Below are 15,102 nucleotides of genomic sequence, written 5' to 3' on the forward strand. Positions count from 1 at the left end.
CGACGGGCAACACCTACCTCGGCAAGACCGTACGGGCCGCAGCGGACACCGATGCCACGGCGCGCGTGCTCGTCGACCACTCCGTCATCGGCCTCCAGAGCACTTTGACGGGCGCGATTCCCGATCCCGGGGACGCCGGCGCGATTCCCGTCGCGCAGTCGGGCTATGTGCCCATCGTGACTGGCGGCTCCGAGACGCGCACCCTGGCGATCCCGACGTTTGTGGGGCAGGAACTGCTCCTGTTCATCAAGACCGACGGCGGCACCTGCGTGATCACCGTCGCTTCGGCGATCAACCAGACCGGCAACAACACGATCACGATGGCGGATGTGAACGACTCGATCCGCCTCCACGCCATCGACAACAACGGCACCCTCGCCTGGCGTGTGGTGTGCAACGACGGCGCGGCACTCTCGACGGTGTGATGCATCATGACTCCCGATCTGCTTGGACAAGGCGCATCATGGCTCGAAGACCAGCGTCACCAGCACCTGACGCGGCTGGTGACCTACCAGCGCGGGGGCGGCGAGGTGGAGGTGGCGGCGACGATCGGCCGCACCGTCTTCGAACAGGACGACCACGCGGGCGGGCTCACGCGCATCGAATCGCGGGACTTTCTCATTCGCGCCGCCGATCTCGTCCTCGCAGGTGAAGTGACCCTACCCCAGCCGGGTGATCGCATCATCGAGACTGATTCGATCGCCACGTACACCTACGAGGCTATGGCGCCGGGCAGTGAACCCCCGTGGCGCTACAGCGATGTGAATCGCACCACACTTCGCATCCACACCAAGCACGTGGGCACGGAGAATCTGTGAGCGGCACGATCCTGACCATCGCCGATGCCGTGGTGGCGAGTCTCAACGGGACCTCGTTCTCGATGCCCTTCACCGCCGAGCGCCATCTTGTGCCGAGCGTCGGACTTGAAGACCTGGCGAATCTGCACGTGACGGTGGTGCCGCGGACTGTGGCGCGGACCGCGTCGGGTCGGCGCGACTCGTGGCTGGACTGCACGATCGATGTGGGTGTGCAGAAGAAGGTGGCGGGCGATCCGGACGCCGACGCGTTGATCACCCTCGTTGAGGAAATCGCCGAGCACCTGAGTCACCAGCGGCTGGCCGGCGCGCCGGAGGCCGCGTGGCTCAGTACGACAACCGACCCCCTCATTTCGCCCGAGCATCTCGATCAGCAGCGCGCATTCACCAGTGTCGTGTCGGTCACCTACAGGGTGAGGACGTAGACGAAAGGACTTTCCCATGGGCTTCAAACTCGGCATGGAGGCCGTCCTCAACTACAAGGTGGACGGCCAGGGCGCTGGCGGCGGTTGGACCGAACTGACCAATGTCCGCGACGTGACGCTCAATCTCGAAGCGGCCGAGGCGGATCTGACCACCCGCGGCAATGCAGGCTGGCGCGCCAACGTCGCGACCCTCAAATCCGCCACCATCGAGTTCGAGATGGTGTGGGACACCGCCGACGCGGGCTTCACCGCAATTCGCAACGCCTACCTCAATAACGCCATCCTGGGCTTCCAGGTCCTCGATGACACCGGCGGCGAGGGATTGCAGGCCGACTTCATGATCAGTTCCTTCAGTCGCAGCGAGCCGCTCGAGGAAGGCATCACCGTCTCGGTGACCGCCAAGGTCGCCTACTCGGCGACGCCGCCCTCGTGGATCGGAGGTGCGTGATGCCCAGCAGTACCCTGTCACTCTCCGGCGAGATCGGCGGCGCGCCGCTGGGGGCCACGCTCCAGCGCACTGCCGACGGCGCCATCCGCCAGGGCCCGATCACGCTGCCGGCGGCCGAGGCGGGCACGCTCTCGACGCGCAGCACCGACACCACGGGTGTGCTCACGCTCGCCGGCACCACCCTTCAGATCGGTGATGTCATCGACATCTACTGGGATGGCGGGCGGCGCTACGACGTGGATGTGGATGGCGTAGCCGGCGATGACGTGACGTTCTCGGGCGGGGCCGGTGATGTGCTCCCTGCGCAGGACACCGCGGTGACGGCGGCCGAGCAGGTGGCGATCGCGCTGGCGTTCAGCGGGGATGAACTCGTCGCCATCGGCGCCAAACTCGGGGAGCGCGGCCACCTGAGCATTCGTGACACCGGGGTAACGGCGCTGTCGATCGATCTCGTGAAGAACGAGACCTGGTTCTGGCTCGACGGTCAGCAGATCGTCAATCCACTCGCGGGCGACTCGGTCGATGGCCTCATGGCGAGCAACGCCTCATCGACCGCGACGGCCGTTCTCAACCTTGGCGTGCTCTACGACTCGACGCCGTGAGCGGGAGAATCGGCCCATGGGATGCTGGATGTACACCATACTGGCCTGCTGGATTGTCTGGCTGCTGGTGTTCTGGGCGAGCCGCCGACTGCTCGCCGCGTTCCCCGTCATCGATCCTCAACTCTTCGAGCAGCGAGCCGATTGCACCGCCACTCCAGAGAAAGGAGTCTGACATGGGATTCATCCTGATCGGCATGTACGGGGCGCTGTTGCTCTGGTTCATCTGGGTCTGCCACACAGAAGCCCGGGATCGGCGCATGAGTGCAGCGGCGCGCAACATCCCCAGCGCGGAGCCAGGAGCCGCCGCAATCAGCCCACCGGAGGTAGCCGCCAGTGAAGACGTTCAAGGACAACGCGGGTAACGAGTGGACCGTCGAGATCAACGTCTCGGCCCTTAAGCGCATCCGCAGCCTGACCGGCACGGACCTGCTCGAAGTCATCAGCGGCGGCGATCTGCTCGAACGCCTCATGCGCGATCCGGTTCTGCTGTGCGACATCCTCTACGCGCTGGTCAAGCCGCAGGCGGATGCAAAGCAGATCAGCGATGAAACCTTCGGCGCCGCAATGGCCGGCGACGCGATTGATTCCGCCACGGCGGCGCTGCTCGATGAACTGGTGGCTTTCTGCCCCAGCCCGAGGGACCGGGCCAACCTCGGGCGGGTGCTGATGGTGGTCCGGCAGGCGATGGACAAGGCCCGCGATGTGGTCGAAGCGAAAATCGCCGGCGGCGAGATCGAGCGGATCGTCGAAGCGGCGCGGAGCAGGGCGACCTCTGGCAACTCGCACACGGCGAGTCGCTGTGGCGACTCATCTGGCGCTGCGCCGGCATCCTCGGCATCGATCCCGCCGGCCTGACACTGCGCGACCTGCTCATCATGGCCGAGCAGCGCCAGCGCGAGCAGTGGGCAAGAACCTCATCGATCATGGCCCTCATCGCCAACACCCAGCGCAGCGCCAAGCACCAGCGGGCGTTCCGGCCCAGCGATTTCGACCCGTTCGCACGCCAGGCGGGCGTCATGAAGGCGGACGTGTCGGTACTGAAGGAAGTGTTCATCGAAGGGCGGGTGCCGCGGCCGGCCCGGGAATCACCATGATCGATTTGCGCATCAAGCAGTTGTTCTTCGACCGCCCGAAGGTGAAACGGGCCGTCGATGCCGCGCGCCGCCGGGTGCTGAGCAAGGCCGGGGCCTTCATCCGCCAGACGGCCCGCACGAGCATCCGCAAGCGCAAGGACACGAGCAAGCCAGGAGCGCCGCCCCACTCGCACGTGGGCCTGCTGCGGCGCTTCATCCTTTTCGGCTATGACAAACAGAGCGACTCGGTCGTCGTCGGCCCGGTGGGATTCAAGACCTCGGCCGCGCCGCGCGTGCTCGAACACGGCCGGACGACGACCGTCACCCGCCGCCGGCGCGGCAAGCGCACCGAGCGCCGCGTCCGCATCGCGCCGCGTCCCTACATGCAGCCGGCCCTGGAGAAGGAGCGGCCCAAACTCCCCGAACTGTGGCGCAACAGTGTGAGGGGGACCTGAGCAATGGCCGCCACCCAGGGCATCCGCGCCGGCCGCGCTTTCGTCGAGATCGGCGGCGACGATTCGCGCCTGCTCCGCGCCCTGCGGCGGGCCCAGGCGCGACTCAAGGCCTTCGGCGACGGCGTGCGCTCGGTCGGCCAGCGCCTCGTCGCCACCGCGGCCGTCATCGGCACGCCCTTTGCGCTCAGCAGCATCGCGTTTGCCACCTTCGAGCAGAGCATGGCGCGCGTCCGCGCACTCACCAACGCCAATGAGAAGGACTTCAAGCGTCTCTCTGACGAAGCCAAGCGTCTCGGCGAGACGACGGTCTTCTCCGCCAGCCAGGCGGCGGATGCGATGGGGTTCTTTGCGCTGGCGGGCTTCAGTGTCGAGCAGATCCTCAAGTCCATCGGCCCGACACTCAATCTCGCCGCTGCGGGTCAACTCGAGATCGCGCAAGCCGCCGACATCGCCGCCAAGATCATGGCCGGCATGGGCATCGAGGCCGACCGGCTCGGTGAAGCGGTGGATGTGCTGACCAAGGCCATGACCACCGCCAACACCGACCTGCTCCAACTGGGCGACGCGATGAAGTTCGTCGGGCCGATCGCCAAGAGCGCCGGCATCGCCTTCGAGGAGATCGTCGCGGCCATCCAACTGCTCTCCAACGCCGGCATCCAGGGCGAAATGGCGGGCACGACCTTGCGCGGCGCCATTCTCGCACTGACCAGCCCGAGTAAGGAAGCGGCCGACACGCTCAATGAACTGGGCGTCAGAGTGCTCGACGCGCAGGGCAACGTGCGGCCCTTGGCGGCGATCATCGCTGATCTCAACCGCGCTATGGAAGGCATGGGCTCGGGCAAGCGCCTCGAAATCCTCGGCCGCATCTTCCAGGCTCGGCAGGCCGCCGGCGTGGCTGAACTCCTCTCGCAGGGCGCCGACAAACTTCGCGACTACCAGAACGCCTTGCAAGGCGCAACCGGCACGGCCGAGCGGATTGCGGGCGTGCAACTCAACACCCTCAAGGGGCAGGCGATCATCCTCAAGAGTGCCCTTGAGGGACTGGGCATCGCCGTGGGCGAGTCGATCGTGGCGCCCCTGCGCATCGCCACGCACCTGATTACTCGCGTCACGACTGCGATCGCGCAGTGGGTGCGTGAGAATCGCATGCTCGTCGCCACCGCGGCAGGGTCAGTCGTCGTGATCGGCGGCCTGGGCGTGGCGCTGGTGGGACTGGGCGTCACGGCACAGGTCGCCGCGTTCGTGATCGGCGGACTCGTGACGACCCTGACCGCCGTGAAAGTCGCCTTCGCGGCCGCGACCGCCATCATCGGCGCCGTCATCTCGCCCATCGGTCTCGTGATCGCCGCCGTGGCGTTGCTCGGCGGCACCGTCATCGCATGGTCCGGGGCGGGCGGGAAAGCCCTCCAGTGGCTCCGCGACCGATTCGGCGAACTGAGCAAGTTCGTCGGGTCCGTCGTGAGCGGCATCCGCGACGCACTCGCCGCCGGAGACATCGCCCTGGCCGCGCGGGTCCTCTGGGCCGGTCTGCGCGTGGCGTGGGAACAGGGCATCGCGCCCCTGCGCCAGGCCTGGACCGGATTCAGCGCCGGATTCCAGCGCGCGGCGATCATCGCCTTCTCGGGAGTGCGCAAGGCGTGGATCGAGGTGCGCGACTGGTTCGAGCGCAACTTCCCCGACTTCGCCGCCGGCATCGCCAGGGGCTGGGCGAATCTCGCCGCAGGTGTGCAGCGCATCTGGGCACGGGTGACCAACTGGCTCGCGGACCGCTTCACCGAAGTCATGGGGATTCTCGATGAGACGCTCGACGTCGAAGGCGCCAAGGCGCTCAACCGCCAGGAACTGGATGCCGACCTCGCGGGGATCGAATCGCAACGCAAGGATGCCGTCGCCGAGGCCGAGCGCCGCCGCGGTCGATCTGATTCCGAGCGCGAGCAGGAGAAGGAAGCAGCTCTCAATGCCGTCGATGCCCATCGTGCTGAGGCCCTGGCTGATCTGGATGAGCAGACCGCCGAGCGCATCCGCCAGGCCGAAGAAGCACTGGCCCGCACGAAGCAGGAACTGGCGCAGGCCGTCGAGACGGCCCGGCAGCGGCGCGAGGAATCGCTGGCCAGCGGGCAGGACCCGGCGTCCGCGGCTTTGCAGCGTCTGGCTGACCTCGGTGATCAACTCGATCTGCTCGCCAGTCGCGTCAGTGTCCGCGGCACCTTCGACGCTTCGGCTGTCCGCGGCCTCGCCGCCGGCGATGACAGCGCCGAGCGAACCGCGCGCGCCACCGAGCAGACGGCCCGCCACACCAAGCGCCTCGTCGAGGCTTCTACGAAGGGACTGGCCTTCGGATGAGCACGGAAGTTCAGGAACGCGGGATCAGCAGAACGACCAGCAGCGGCCGGAGCCCATCGACCGAGCGTCTGTACTGGGTGCGCGGCACGAGCGATGACCTTGAGGCGCTGGCCGCACTCGAAGCCGAGGTGCCGACTTTCTACGGCGGGCTGCCGCTCTACCAGGTGCGTGTCGAGGAGGCCGGGCCCGATCTCTACGACGGGACGGTGATCTATCAGGTCGAATCATCCACCGATCCGCCCGACACCGGCGAGAGCACCTTCACCTTCGAGACCGGCGGCGGCAGCGAGCACATCACCCAGTCGTCGGCCACCATCGCTTCGTACGCGCCGCCCGGAAAGACCGCGCCTGACTTCAAAGGAGCCATCGGTGTCACCGCCGACAGTGTCGAGGGTGTGGACATCGTGGTGCCGGTCTACCAGTTCACCGAGACGCACTACCTCGATGACAGTCTGGTGACCCCCACATATAAAGGTACGCTCTTCTCCCTCACCGGCCGGGTCAACGATGCCCCTTTCAAGGGCTTCAACGCGGGTGAGTGCCTGTTCTTGGGTGTCTCGGGCTCCAAACGCGGCCAGGGCGATTGGGAACTCACGTTCCGCTTCGCCTCGCGCCCCAACCGCACCGGTTTGAGCATCGGCGACATCACTGGCATCGACAAGAAGGGCTGGGAGTACCTCTGGGTGCGGTACGCCGAGGCTGAAGACGCCGGCGCCGGCGCGATTGTGAAGCGGCCCATCGCGGTCTACGTCGAGCGTGTGTACGAGAGCGGCGACTTCACGGGTCTGGGCATATGAAGCCATCACTCCACCATCCTGAACTCGGCCGCGTACTTCACAAGGCCCGCACCATGCGGCATCGACCCGGCGCGGAGTTCAAGTGCCTGGAACACATCACCGCCCTCATACTCATCGTGCAGCCCGAACTGAGATGCAGCCACGAACCCGAAACGGCTGTAGTACGCCGGCTCGCCCAGCACAACGGCCCATCCAGCATCCAGCGACCGGCACGCGTCGAGTCCGGCTTCGATCAACGCCGCGCCGATCCCACGCCGCCGGTGCGATTCGAGCACGGCAACCGGTGCGAGCCCAACACCGGCCGCGCCGGATTCAGCACGCACCGGACTGAACGCGACGTGGCCGATTACGCGATCCTCATCGATCGCCACCATCGACACAGTCAGGTGACCGCCTCCCGGCAGTGCATCCACGAGCCGCGCTTCCGCGTCCGTCGGAAACGACACGGCGAGCACTGCGTGGATGGAGTCTGCGTCTCGTGGTTCCTCAGGGCGAATCAGCACCGTTCAACCTCCATCGCGTCCCGACCGTCGCGCGGGCTGCCGATTCTACGGGGAATGCACCCATGAGCGGCGATTCGCTGCGCAAGGTGAAATCCGGCGACCCGCTCCGAATTCCCGCAGGGGCCTACAACGCCTTCGTCGATGCAGCCGTCGATCTGCGCCGGCGCCAGCACGAGGAATCCCGCGAACCCCAGCGCCTGCGGCGCGACAACGACGTGATTCTCGTGCTCAATTCGACGGGTTCAACGGTCAACCGCTTCGGCGTGCTGGCGATCACGGACCCGATCATCGCCCCCACTGACGCACTCGAACTCGAACGCGTGGCATTCACCGGAGTAGTTCCAGCCGCCGAGCACGCCGGGAAGTTCGCAATTCTCCTCGAAACCGCCGCGCCCGGCGCCATCGTCCGCGCCGCCATGGGCGGCGTGGTGCCTGTCAAGATCGGCATGGCCAGCAGTGATGACGAATTTGCCGATGTGTCGCCGGGCCTGACGGATCGACTGCTCAGCGGCGACAGCGGCGCTGCGCAGATCCTCTGGGTGGAAAGTTCGATCAGCACGCTCAGGCAGGCGATTGTCCGACTGCCCGCCGGTTGCGCGGCCGTCTGCCTCGCCGGCGCGAGCGGACTGGCGTTCGACGCCAGCGGCTGTCTCAAGATCGACACCAACGTCAACAGCACCGTGCAACTCACGCTCGTCACCGGCGTCACCCACGCGATCGTCGGCAACGTCCTGCGCATCACGGCCCAGCGATCGATCATCACGCTCTCGCGCAACGTGGCCGGCGTGGTCATCGGCGTCGGCGCCACGCCCACCACGGACCAGACCAGCGATGTCAACCTCGAAAGTTGTCCGTGATGCCCCTCATCCTCGGTCCATCCGGCAACAAACTCCTGCTCGGCCCGACCGGTCTGCCGGCGACGAGCACGAGATGCTGCTGCTGCAAGGAGGGTGTCGACTGCCCGCACTGCCTGTGCTGCGAGTGCTGGGTGTGTGGCGATGGGATCAAGCACGCGCTGCCCACGGCCGGCTGCCACAACGCCAGCGGCAAGGCATGCCTGACCGTGACGCTCAGCGGCCTGACGTTCGTGACCAACTGCCGCACGTTCCGCAACAACAACTGCGTCGCCGCGCCGGGCACGTGGGCTTCGTACAAATACCTCTCCGCCGCCATGCCCGATCTGGTGCTGCCCTTCAACTGGAACGACGGCGCGCACACGCCCATCCGCGATCCCGACCTGCCGTGCGCTGAGATCCTACCCGGCACAGTCTGCCGCCAGTGGCACATGTGCGTCGTCCTGCCCGACACCGGCATCGACGCGACACAGTACGCCAACGCCAACTGCACCGGCACGAGCAACACGTTCAGCGTGCTGATCACCAGCGCCGTTCTCGACTACCAGGTCGTCGGCACCACGCGCCGCTTCGTCCTCTGGGTCACCGCCTCACCCGCCGGCACGATTCCCATCCCGATCTTCTTCGGCGCAGCGAGTTTCGACGCTCGCCAATGTGCGAATTACTCATCGTGGCCGCTGGTCATCCCTAACGGGCTGAGCAGCACCGCCTGTCTGTGCGGTGGGTCCGGCACCGCGATGCACCCGGCGGCGACGGGCGGAACAGCGACGTTGACGATGGCGTGCGATACGGATTGCAGTGGTTTCGACGGCGGTGCGGGGCTGGCAGCAATCGAAGCGTCGGGGCCGCAGATTGCTTCACACCGATTTGCGGATGCGGCCGCGATCGATCGGGCTGAAGCGCGCGAGGAACGGCGGTGCGGATGTCGACGGCGGGGCCGCTGAAACGGGGGTCGCACGCTGGCCCGTCAATTCACCTCCGCGTGCTCCTGCTGCGCGCAGTGTTTGCAGCAATAGACGGTCTCATCGTCGGCTTCCACTCCTTGACCGATGACGCGGCAACCGCAATGGGCACACGTCGGCGCCAACGCTTGGATGGCGCACTCGAAACTGTCGAAGAAGTGCGACTGGCCGTCCTTGATGACCTCCATCGGTTTACTGTATTCATTACCGCAGGTTTCGCACCGTTCCATGATGTGGTCCCTTCTGGACGGGTTGAGCGCGAAGCGCTCGCGTGACGCCTCTCCCATCTTTGGAAGATTATCGCAACGGTGCGCCCGCCGGCTGCGGATTCTGCCCAGTGTGCCCTCGGCTAATGGCGTAGCTGAGCTTCGAGGGCTCCCAAGAATCATCGAGCCCTGCGGGCGGCGGACACAGGGAAACCGCGCTGGTCCACAACGGGCGTCTCTGCAAATTGCCTCTCTGGAAGCGTTTACCGGACGGGACATAGAATCCCGCGATCCGGGCTGTCCCGACCCACGCAGGAACACCCCATCATGGCCGTTTTCATTGTGCGCCAGACCGGCGAACGCGCGTTCTACTTTGCGGCGTACGCCATCTTCGGCCCGCGATTGGTTCAGAGCGGGGTGTATTCGACCCGCGAAGCCACCATTCAGGCGGTGAAGAACTGTCGTTCCCTCGCGGCGGACGAGGCACACTACCAAAGGCACGACCCCGGCCCGGACAAGCACTACTTTGACATGACGGACACAGGCAGCGCGTATCTCGCCACGAGCGATACGTTCAGCACGGCGCGCCGGCGCGATGAGACCCTCAGCTACTGCCGTGAGCGACTCCCGATAGCCGGAATGGCTGACGAGACGGTTGCTTCGGCCGGACCGGGCTGAAGCACGATCGGATCGGACGCGCGAGATGATTGCTCCCGGGGGCGAACAAGTATTCGGCCGAGCTGCCCTTGCCGCGTGCCATCTGGCTTCTCCGTTCTGCGGACGACGGCATGGCACCGCACAATGCTAACTCCATGCTGCCGGTGCTTCTCGCCAGCCTTGCCACCATCAGCTGCAGTAATGCGACTGCTGTGCTGAACCGACGACCGATCGCTTCATATTGATGCAAAGCCGCTACAGGCGCCTCCGCGTTTGTGCTCGCGCTCACCCCGGCCTACACTGCGTTACCACATGCGCGATGATCCTGAACGAACCGCACGCTCGGACCAGGGCCTGCCGGTTGCGCCGTCTATGTCCGACGCGATCCGATCTGTGGCGGCGCCAGAGCCGGTCCAGCCGGTCGATCGCCGCGTTCTCTGGATCACGTTTATTTCGGTTATCATCGCTGGGGGGGCGGCGCTCGCGGCACAGGTCCTGATGCACCTCATCTGGTTCATCACGGGCCTCTGCTTTCATGGCACGCTGTCGCTTCACCCGCAGACGCCGCTAGATCACCATCTTGGCGTGTGGGTCATTGCCATTCCCGTCATCGGAGGCGTCATCGTCGGCGTCATGGCCCGCTACGGCTCTCGCGCCATTCGCGGCCACGGCATCCCTGAGGCGATGGAGCGAGTGATCCAGGACCAGAGCCGCATTCCGCCGCGACTCACATTCCTCAAGCCACTCAGCTCCGCCATCGCGATCGGGACCGGCGGACCATTCGGCGCTGAAGGACCCATCATCGCCACCGGCGGGGCGCTCGGTTCGCTCATCGGCCAACTGCTGCGCACGACCGCATCGGAGCGCAAGACGCTGCTCGCTGCCGGCGCCGCGGCTGGCATGGCCGCGACCTTCGGCTCGCCGGTTTCCGCCGTCTTGCTCGCCATCGAACTACTTCTGTTCGAGTTCCGCCCGCGCTCTCTGGTCCCCGTTACGATGGCCTGCGTCACTGCCACAGGGATTCGCTGGATTTTCGAGGGAACCGACCCGGTCTTCCTCATGCCAGACCTCCAGCGATCGGGCGGCGAGGCGCTCGCGGTCTACGCGCTCATCGGTGGGCTGGTCGGCCTCGCCAGCGTCGTCGTCACCCGCACGGTTTATGCCATTGAAGATTGCTTTGAACGATTGCCCATCCACTGGATGTGGTGGCCCGCCATCGGCGGCCTTGTCGTCGGGTTTGTCGGCTACTTCTTCCCGCGAACACTCGGCGTCGGCTACTACAACATTTCCGACATCGTCTCAGGCAACCTGATGCTCGCTGCAGTCGCCTCTCTCGCGCTGTGGAAATTCATCTCGTGGTCTATCGCGCTTGGAAGCGGAACCTCCGGCGGAACCCTCGCGCCACTGTTCACGATCGGGGGCGCGCTCGGCGCACTCGTGGGGACCGCAGCCGATGCGCTCATCCCGGGGGCGGACGTTGATCCGCGCATCGCGGCCCTCGTGGGCATGGCCGCCATCTTCGCCGGCGCCTCACGGGCCATGCTCACCAGCGCCGTCTTCGCATTTGAGACCACTCTACAACCGCTCGGACTGCTTCCCATCCTTGGCGGGTGCGCCGCTTCGTTTCTGATCTCGTCGCTGCTGATGCGCAACACCATCATGACCGAGAAGATCGTCCGCCGCGGCGTGCGAGTCCCCACTGAGTACGAAGCTGACTTCTTTGCGCAGGTTCTGGTGCGTGAAGTCCTCACGAAAGACCTTATTACGCTTCGCGCCGATCAGACGATCGGCGAAGTGCGCGAGTGGATGCACTCCCACACCCGCGAGGCGTCGCACCAGGGCTATCCCGTGCTAGACGAACTCAGCGTGCTGCATTCGGTCATTACCCGCAAGCAGATCATGGACCCCGCCCATGATCCTCGCGCTGCGATCGCCACACTGGCCACCAAGCCGCCGGTCGTCGTGTATCAGGACAACACGCTGCGCGATGCCGCCGACCACATGGTCCGTCACGACATTGGCCGCCTGCCGGTCATTGATCGGAACACATCGAAGCTTGTGGGAATTGTGACCCGAAGTGATCTGCTCAGCGCCCATAGCAAACGATTGTCCGAAACCGATCACGCGGAGCGCCACCTCTCTTGGAGTTCACTGCTCGCGCGCGGCAAACAGAAGTGACGGGACGCATGTCATAGATGAAGCCCCGGGAAGACGCGAAGCTGGCAACCTCGCTCGGCGCCGTGGGCCAGCCGGCACGCCGCTCTGATCGCACCGGAGCCTTGTCGGCGACATCGAACTCGCACAGCAGGCGGCGGAAGTCGGCGTGATCCTGCTCATGTTCGGCGTGGGCCTGCACTTTCAACTTAAGGATTTCATGGCCGTACGAAGCGTGGCGGTCCCTGGGGCACTTGGACAGAGCATCATCGCCACTCTCGCGACGCTGCTCGTTTTTCACCTGCTGGGCTGGCCGCTCAGGTCCGGCCTTGTTCTTGGTATAGCGATGGCGGTGGCGAGCACGGTCGTGCTCCTGCGCGTCCTGATGGACGAGCACTTGCTCCACACAACCCATGGGCACATCGCCGTGGGCTGGCTCTTCGTCGAAGACATCATGACGGTGCTCGTACTCGTGCTCATTCCAGTCTTCGCGACTCTCTCCGATGCCGGGTTGGATTCGGAAGACGCGATCTCGGGTCTGGCCACGATCGGCTGGGCGGTGATGCGGCTGGCGGCGCTGATCGCGATTGTGCTCCTCGCGGGCGTGCTGGACTCATCGGTCGCGTCGCGTACCATTGTGCCATTCCCGCGTTGGGGAGTAGCCGCCCGTTGATACGGGTGCGTTCATCGTCAGGACGGTTGGCGCCTTTCGGCCGACCCGGTGACGCAGGTGGGCACTGGCCCCGGCAAGACCATCGCGACCGTGAGCGCACTGATCGGAGTGCGGCTCGCGTTCGCTCGATCGTCCTCCGACGCCGGAACACCAGACCATGTCATCTCTTGCTACTGTGGCCCCCGCGGTTTCGCCGTGGGTGTACGCGGGGTTCATCGGGATCGTCCTGCTCCTGCTCGCCATCGACCTGGGAGTCTTCAACCGCAAAGCGCACGCCCCGAGCAGGCGCGAAGCCGTCGGCTGGTCAGCGGTGTGGATATCGCTCGCCCTGCTCTTCAGCGGCGTCGTCTACTTCCTGTATGAGAATAACACCCTCGGCCTGGGCCGCGCGGTGCCGGTCGTCGGTTCGGCCGGGGAGACCACGACGCTTGATGGCGCCGGCGCGGTGAAGGTCTACCTGACGGCCTACCTCGTCGAGAAGTCCCTTTCGATCGACAACGTCTTCGTCATCGCGATGATCTTCTCGTCGCTGGCGATTCCGGTGGCCTTTCAGCACCGCGTGCTCTACTGGGGCATTCTCGGCGCGCTGGTGATGCGCGGTCTGATGATCGGCGTCGGTTCGAAGGTCATCGCCGAGTTCTCCTGGATCGTCTATCTGTTCGGCGGCCTCCTCGTCGTCTCGGCCCTGAGAATGGCCTTCTCGCGCGAGGATGCTCACGACCCGAGGCGCGGCCGACTGGTGCGGCTCATGGGCCGCATCATCCCGCTGAGCGCCGATCTGGACGGGCAGCGGCTCATCTCGCCTATCGGCGGGGTCTGGCATGCGACGCCCCTGCTGGTGGCGCTAGTGGTCATCGAAGCGACCGACCTCATGTTCGCGGTGGACTCGATCCCCGCCGTCTTCGCCATCACCGGCGATCCCTTCATCGTGTTCACCTCGAACATCATGGCGATCCTCGGCCTGCGCTCGCTCTACTTCTGCCTCGCCTCGGCGATGATGCAGTTCCGCTACCTCAAGAGCGCGCTCGTGGCGGTGCTGCTGTTCGTGGGCATCAAGATGTGCCTCGTGCACACCGCGTGGAAGATCCCCGCCGAAATCTCTCTGGCGGTCATTCTCGGGCTGCTCATCTCGGGCATCACGGCTTCGCTGCTGGCGCGCGTCGGCGCATCCGAAACGCCCGTCGAGGAAGGTCTCGTGCCCGATGTGCGGCGCCGGCCGGCGTCGGCGGTGGACGCCTGGCGCCTGGCGATCGCCCTGTGGCGGTCCAATCGCACGCTTCGCCGCGTGGCCGTGCTGACGGTCGGTTCGCTCCTCGTACTCACGGGCCTGGTGATCTCGCCGCTGCCCGGACCGGGGCTGACAATCCTGGGACCGCTTGGCATCGGCATTCTCGCCAGCGAGTTCCTCTGGGCACGGCGGATCGCGCGGCACGCGGTCGTGCGCGAACGGAGTCTTCGCTCCCGCCTCGATGCGGTTCTCATCCGCTTTCCGCGGCTGCTCATCATTCCCGCAGTAGCGCTACTCTGGTTCGCCGCAATGGCGCTGAGCAGGTATACCGAGCTTCCGTCGTGGGCCATGTGGTCGCTCACGGTGCCGATCCTGACGCCCATGCTCTATGTGCTCTACCGGTGGCACAAGGTGCGCGCCGGCAGGCGACGGGCTGCCGCCGCGATTGAACGCGGCGATTCAAGACGAATCGGCGTTGGCGAATCAACCGGATCATCGATTGTCACTTCGTTCCACTCCGGCCCGCGCGCCACTGAAGCCGCGGTCCATCGTCCCCATCCTTCAAGGAGAAGTTCGTGAAGCGTTTCATCCTCAAGTTCGTCTTCGTTGTCGGCTCACCTGTGCTCACCTACGGGCTGCTCACCGCCGGCGCGGCGGGAAAGGATCACCTGGGCGGCCGCCTCCTTCAGATCTCCGGCGGCTTCCTGGCCCTGCTGTGGCTGACGGGCACCTTCCTGCTGCTCGGCACGTTCATGACAAGAGCGGCCGGCTACCGCGTGCCCGACCGCGCTCCAACCGCCTCGTGTATCGAATCCTCGCCGTCGGGCCAGCAGAAGGAACAGGAAGAATCCGAGTTATGAAGTTGCGCGCGGGCCGACAGAGCAGTGGCCAGGGGTTCGATGGCAAA

At 65.7% G+C, this 15,102-nt stretch carries 21 protein-coding genes; 19 read left to right on the forward strand and 2 right to left on the reverse strand.

The window, feature by feature from the left end; all coding sequences use genetic code 11:
- The 12 genes from IT430_02790 to IT430_02845 all read left to right on the forward strand — a co-directional run.
- Positions 1-425 (forward strand): hypothetical protein (locus tag IT430_02790; GenBank protein ID MCC6906843.1); only part of this gene is annotated, 425 nt, incomplete at its 5' end.
- Between the two features lie 6 nt (positions 426-431).
- Positions 432-818, forward strand: a complete 387-nt coding sequence (locus IT430_02795) for a hypothetical protein (GenBank protein MCC6906844.1) — start codon at positions 432-434, stop codon at positions 816-818.
- Entirely contained in the window at positions 815-1,240 is a 426-nt protein-coding gene (locus IT430_02800; protein ID MCC6906845.1) for a hypothetical protein, read from the forward strand. Before IT430_02795 ends, IT430_02800 begins: the two co-directional genes overlap by 4 nt.
- Positions 1,241-1,256: 16 nt before the next feature.
- Positions 1,257-1,688 carry a hypothetical protein gene (locus tag IT430_02805; protein ID MCC6906846.1) on the forward strand — a complete coding sequence of 144 codons (432 nt, stop codon included), beginning with the start codon at positions 1,257-1,259 and terminating at the stop codon, positions 1,686-1,688.
- Entirely contained in the window at positions 1,688-2,290 is a 603-nt protein-coding gene (locus IT430_02810) for a hypothetical protein (GenBank protein MCC6906847.1), read from the forward strand. Before IT430_02805 ends, IT430_02810 begins: the two co-directional genes overlap by 1 nt.
- A 28-nt stretch (positions 2,291-2,318) precedes the next feature.
- Entirely contained in the window at positions 2,319-2,462 is a 144-nt protein-coding gene (locus IT430_02815) for a hypothetical protein (protein MCC6906848.1), read from the forward strand.
- Position 2,463: 1 nt separating this feature from the next.
- On the forward strand, positions 2,464-2,652 hold the full coding sequence (locus IT430_02820; protein ID MCC6906849.1) for a hypothetical protein: 189 nt from the start codon (positions 2,464-2,466) through the stop codon (positions 2,650-2,652).
- Positions 2,624-3,145 carry a hypothetical protein gene (locus tag IT430_02825; protein MCC6906850.1) on the forward strand — a complete coding sequence of 174 codons (522 nt, stop codon included), beginning with the start codon at positions 2,624-2,626 and terminating at the stop codon, positions 3,143-3,145. The genes IT430_02820 and IT430_02825 overlap by 29 nt, the downstream gene beginning before the upstream one ends.
- A 20-nt stretch (positions 3,146-3,165) precedes the next feature.
- A complete protein-coding gene (locus IT430_02830) occupies positions 3,166-3,384 on the forward strand; it encodes a hypothetical protein (protein ID MCC6906851.1) in 219 nt (72 codons plus the stop codon).
- On the forward strand, positions 3,381-3,818 hold the full coding sequence (locus IT430_02835; GenBank protein MCC6906852.1) for a hypothetical protein: 438 nt from the start codon (positions 3,381-3,383) through the stop codon (positions 3,816-3,818). The genes IT430_02830 and IT430_02835 overlap by 4 nt, the downstream gene beginning before the upstream one ends.
- A 3-nt stretch (positions 3,819-3,821) precedes the next feature.
- Entirely contained in the window at positions 3,822-6,161 is a 2,340-nt protein-coding gene (locus IT430_02840) for a phage tail tape measure protein (protein MCC6906853.1), read from the forward strand.
- Positions 6,158-6,958: a hypothetical protein gene (locus tag IT430_02845; protein MCC6906854.1), complete on the forward strand. Its 801-nt coding sequence runs from the start codon at positions 6,158-6,160 to the stop codon at positions 6,956-6,958. Before IT430_02840 ends, IT430_02845 begins: the two co-directional genes overlap by 4 nt.
- 5 nt (positions 6,959-6,963) lie before the next feature.
- On the opposite strand, the gene IT430_02850 is transcribed toward IT430_02845, so the two are convergent.
- The gene (locus IT430_02850; protein ID MCC6906855.1) at positions 6,964-7,461 is read right to left on the reverse strand and encodes an N-acetyltransferase; all 498 of its coding nucleotides are present in this window, start codon (positions 7,459-7,461) and stop codon (positions 6,964-6,966) included.
- A 62-nt stretch (positions 7,462-7,523) separates the two neighbouring features.
- Between IT430_02850 and IT430_02855 the strand changes: the two genes are divergently transcribed.
- Together IT430_02855 and IT430_02860 are read left to right on the forward strand one after the other, a co-directional pair.
- Entirely contained in the window at positions 7,524-8,318 is a 795-nt protein-coding gene (locus IT430_02855) for a hypothetical protein (protein ID MCC6906856.1), read from the forward strand.
- Entirely contained in the window at positions 8,318-9,259 is a 942-nt protein-coding gene (locus IT430_02860; GenBank protein ID MCC6906857.1) for a hypothetical protein, read from the forward strand. The genes IT430_02855 and IT430_02860 overlap by 1 nt, the downstream gene beginning before the upstream one ends.
- A 23-nt stretch (positions 9,260-9,282) precedes the next feature.
- Here the strand turns inward: IT430_02860 and IT430_02865 are convergent, their stop codons facing one another.
- Positions 9,283-9,564: a hypothetical protein gene (locus tag IT430_02865; GenBank protein MCC6906858.1), complete on the reverse strand. Its 282-nt coding sequence runs from the start codon at positions 9,562-9,564 to the stop codon at positions 9,283-9,285.
- Between the two features lie 246 nt (positions 9,565-9,810).
- Here IT430_02865 and IT430_02870 point away from each other — a divergent pair, with 246 nt between their 5' ends.
- From IT430_02870 to IT430_02890, 5 genes are all read left to right on the forward strand, one after another.
- On the forward strand, positions 9,811-10,161 hold the full coding sequence (locus IT430_02870) for a hypothetical protein (protein ID MCC6906859.1): 351 nt from the start codon (positions 9,811-9,813) through the stop codon (positions 10,159-10,161).
- Between the two features lie 351 nt (positions 10,162-10,512).
- Entirely contained in the window at positions 10,513-12,318 is a 1,806-nt protein-coding gene (locus tag IT430_02875; protein MCC6906860.1) for a chloride channel protein, read from the forward strand.
- Positions 12,319-12,463: 145 nt separating this feature from the next.
- Positions 12,464-12,967, forward strand: coding sequence for a cation:proton antiporter (locus IT430_02880; protein ID MCC6906861.1), 504 nt, complete (start codon positions 12,464-12,466; stop codon positions 12,965-12,967).
- Positions 12,968-13,124: 157 nt separating this feature from the next.
- Positions 13,125-14,774: a TerC/Alx family metal homeostasis membrane protein gene (locus IT430_02885; protein ID MCC6906862.1), complete on the forward strand. Its 1,650-nt coding sequence runs from the start codon at positions 13,125-13,127 to the stop codon at positions 14,772-14,774.
- Positions 14,771-15,055: a hypothetical protein gene (locus IT430_02890; protein MCC6906863.1), complete on the forward strand. Its 285-nt coding sequence runs from the start codon at positions 14,771-14,773 to the stop codon at positions 15,053-15,055. The genes IT430_02885 and IT430_02890 overlap by 4 nt, the downstream gene beginning before the upstream one ends.
- Positions 15,056-15,102 lie beyond the last annotated feature (47 nt).

The organism is Phycisphaerales bacterium (assembly GCA_020852515.1).
Taxonomy (GTDB): Bacteria; Planctomycetota; Phycisphaerae; order Phycisphaerales; family UBA5793; genus UBA5793.

Bases quoted from the DNA above. Each gene is read 5' to 3' on its own strand.
- IT430_02795 (MCC6906844.1), top strand. From the start codon at position 432: ATGACTCCCGATCTGCTTGGACAAGGCGCATCATGGCTCGAAGACCAG.
- IT430_02805 (MCC6906846.1), top strand. From the start codon at position 1,257: ATGGGCTTCAAACTCGGCATGGAGGCCGTCCTCAACTACAAGGTGGAC.
- IT430_02810 (MCC6906847.1), top strand. From the start codon at position 1,688: ATGCCCAGCAGTACCCTGTCACTCTCCGGCGAGATCGGCGGCGCGCCG.
- IT430_02815 (MCC6906848.1), top strand. From the start codon at position 2,319: ATGTACACCATACTGGCCTGCTGGATTGTCTGGCTGCTGGTGTTCTGG.
- IT430_02820 (MCC6906849.1), top strand. From the start codon at position 2,464: ATGGGATTCATCCTGATCGGCATGTACGGGGCGCTGTTGCTCTGGTTC.
- IT430_02830 (MCC6906851.1), top strand. From the start codon at position 3,166: ATGGCCGAGCAGCGCCAGCGCGAGCAGTGGGCAAGAACCTCATCGATC.
- IT430_02835 (MCC6906852.1), top strand. From the start codon at position 3,381: ATGATCGATTTGCGCATCAAGCAGTTGTTCTTCGACCGCCCGAAGGTG.
- IT430_02840 (MCC6906853.1), top strand. From the start codon at position 3,822: ATGGCCGCCACCCAGGGCATCCGCGCCGGCCGCGCTTTCGTCGAGATC.
- IT430_02845 (MCC6906854.1), top strand. From the start codon at position 6,158: ATGAGCACGGAAGTTCAGGAACGCGGGATCAGCAGAACGACCAGCAGC.
- IT430_02855 (MCC6906856.1), top strand. From the start codon at position 7,524: ATGAGCGGCGATTCGCTGCGCAAGGTGAAATCCGGCGACCCGCTCCGA.
- IT430_02860 (MCC6906857.1), top strand. From the start codon at position 8,318: ATGCCCCTCATCCTCGGTCCATCCGGCAACAAACTCCTGCTCGGCCCG.
- IT430_02865 (MCC6906858.1), bottom strand. From the start codon at position 9,564: ATGGGAGAGGCGTCACGCGAGCGCTTCGCGCTCAACCCGTCCAGAAGG.
- IT430_02870 (MCC6906859.1), top strand. From the start codon at position 9,811: ATGGCCGTTTTCATTGTGCGCCAGACCGGCGAACGCGCGTTCTACTTT.
- IT430_02875 (MCC6906860.1), top strand. From the start codon at position 10,513: ATGTCCGACGCGATCCGATCTGTGGCGGCGCCAGAGCCGGTCCAGCCG.
- IT430_02885 (MCC6906862.1), top strand. From the start codon at position 13,125: ATGTCATCTCTTGCTACTGTGGCCCCCGCGGTTTCGCCGTGGGTGTAC.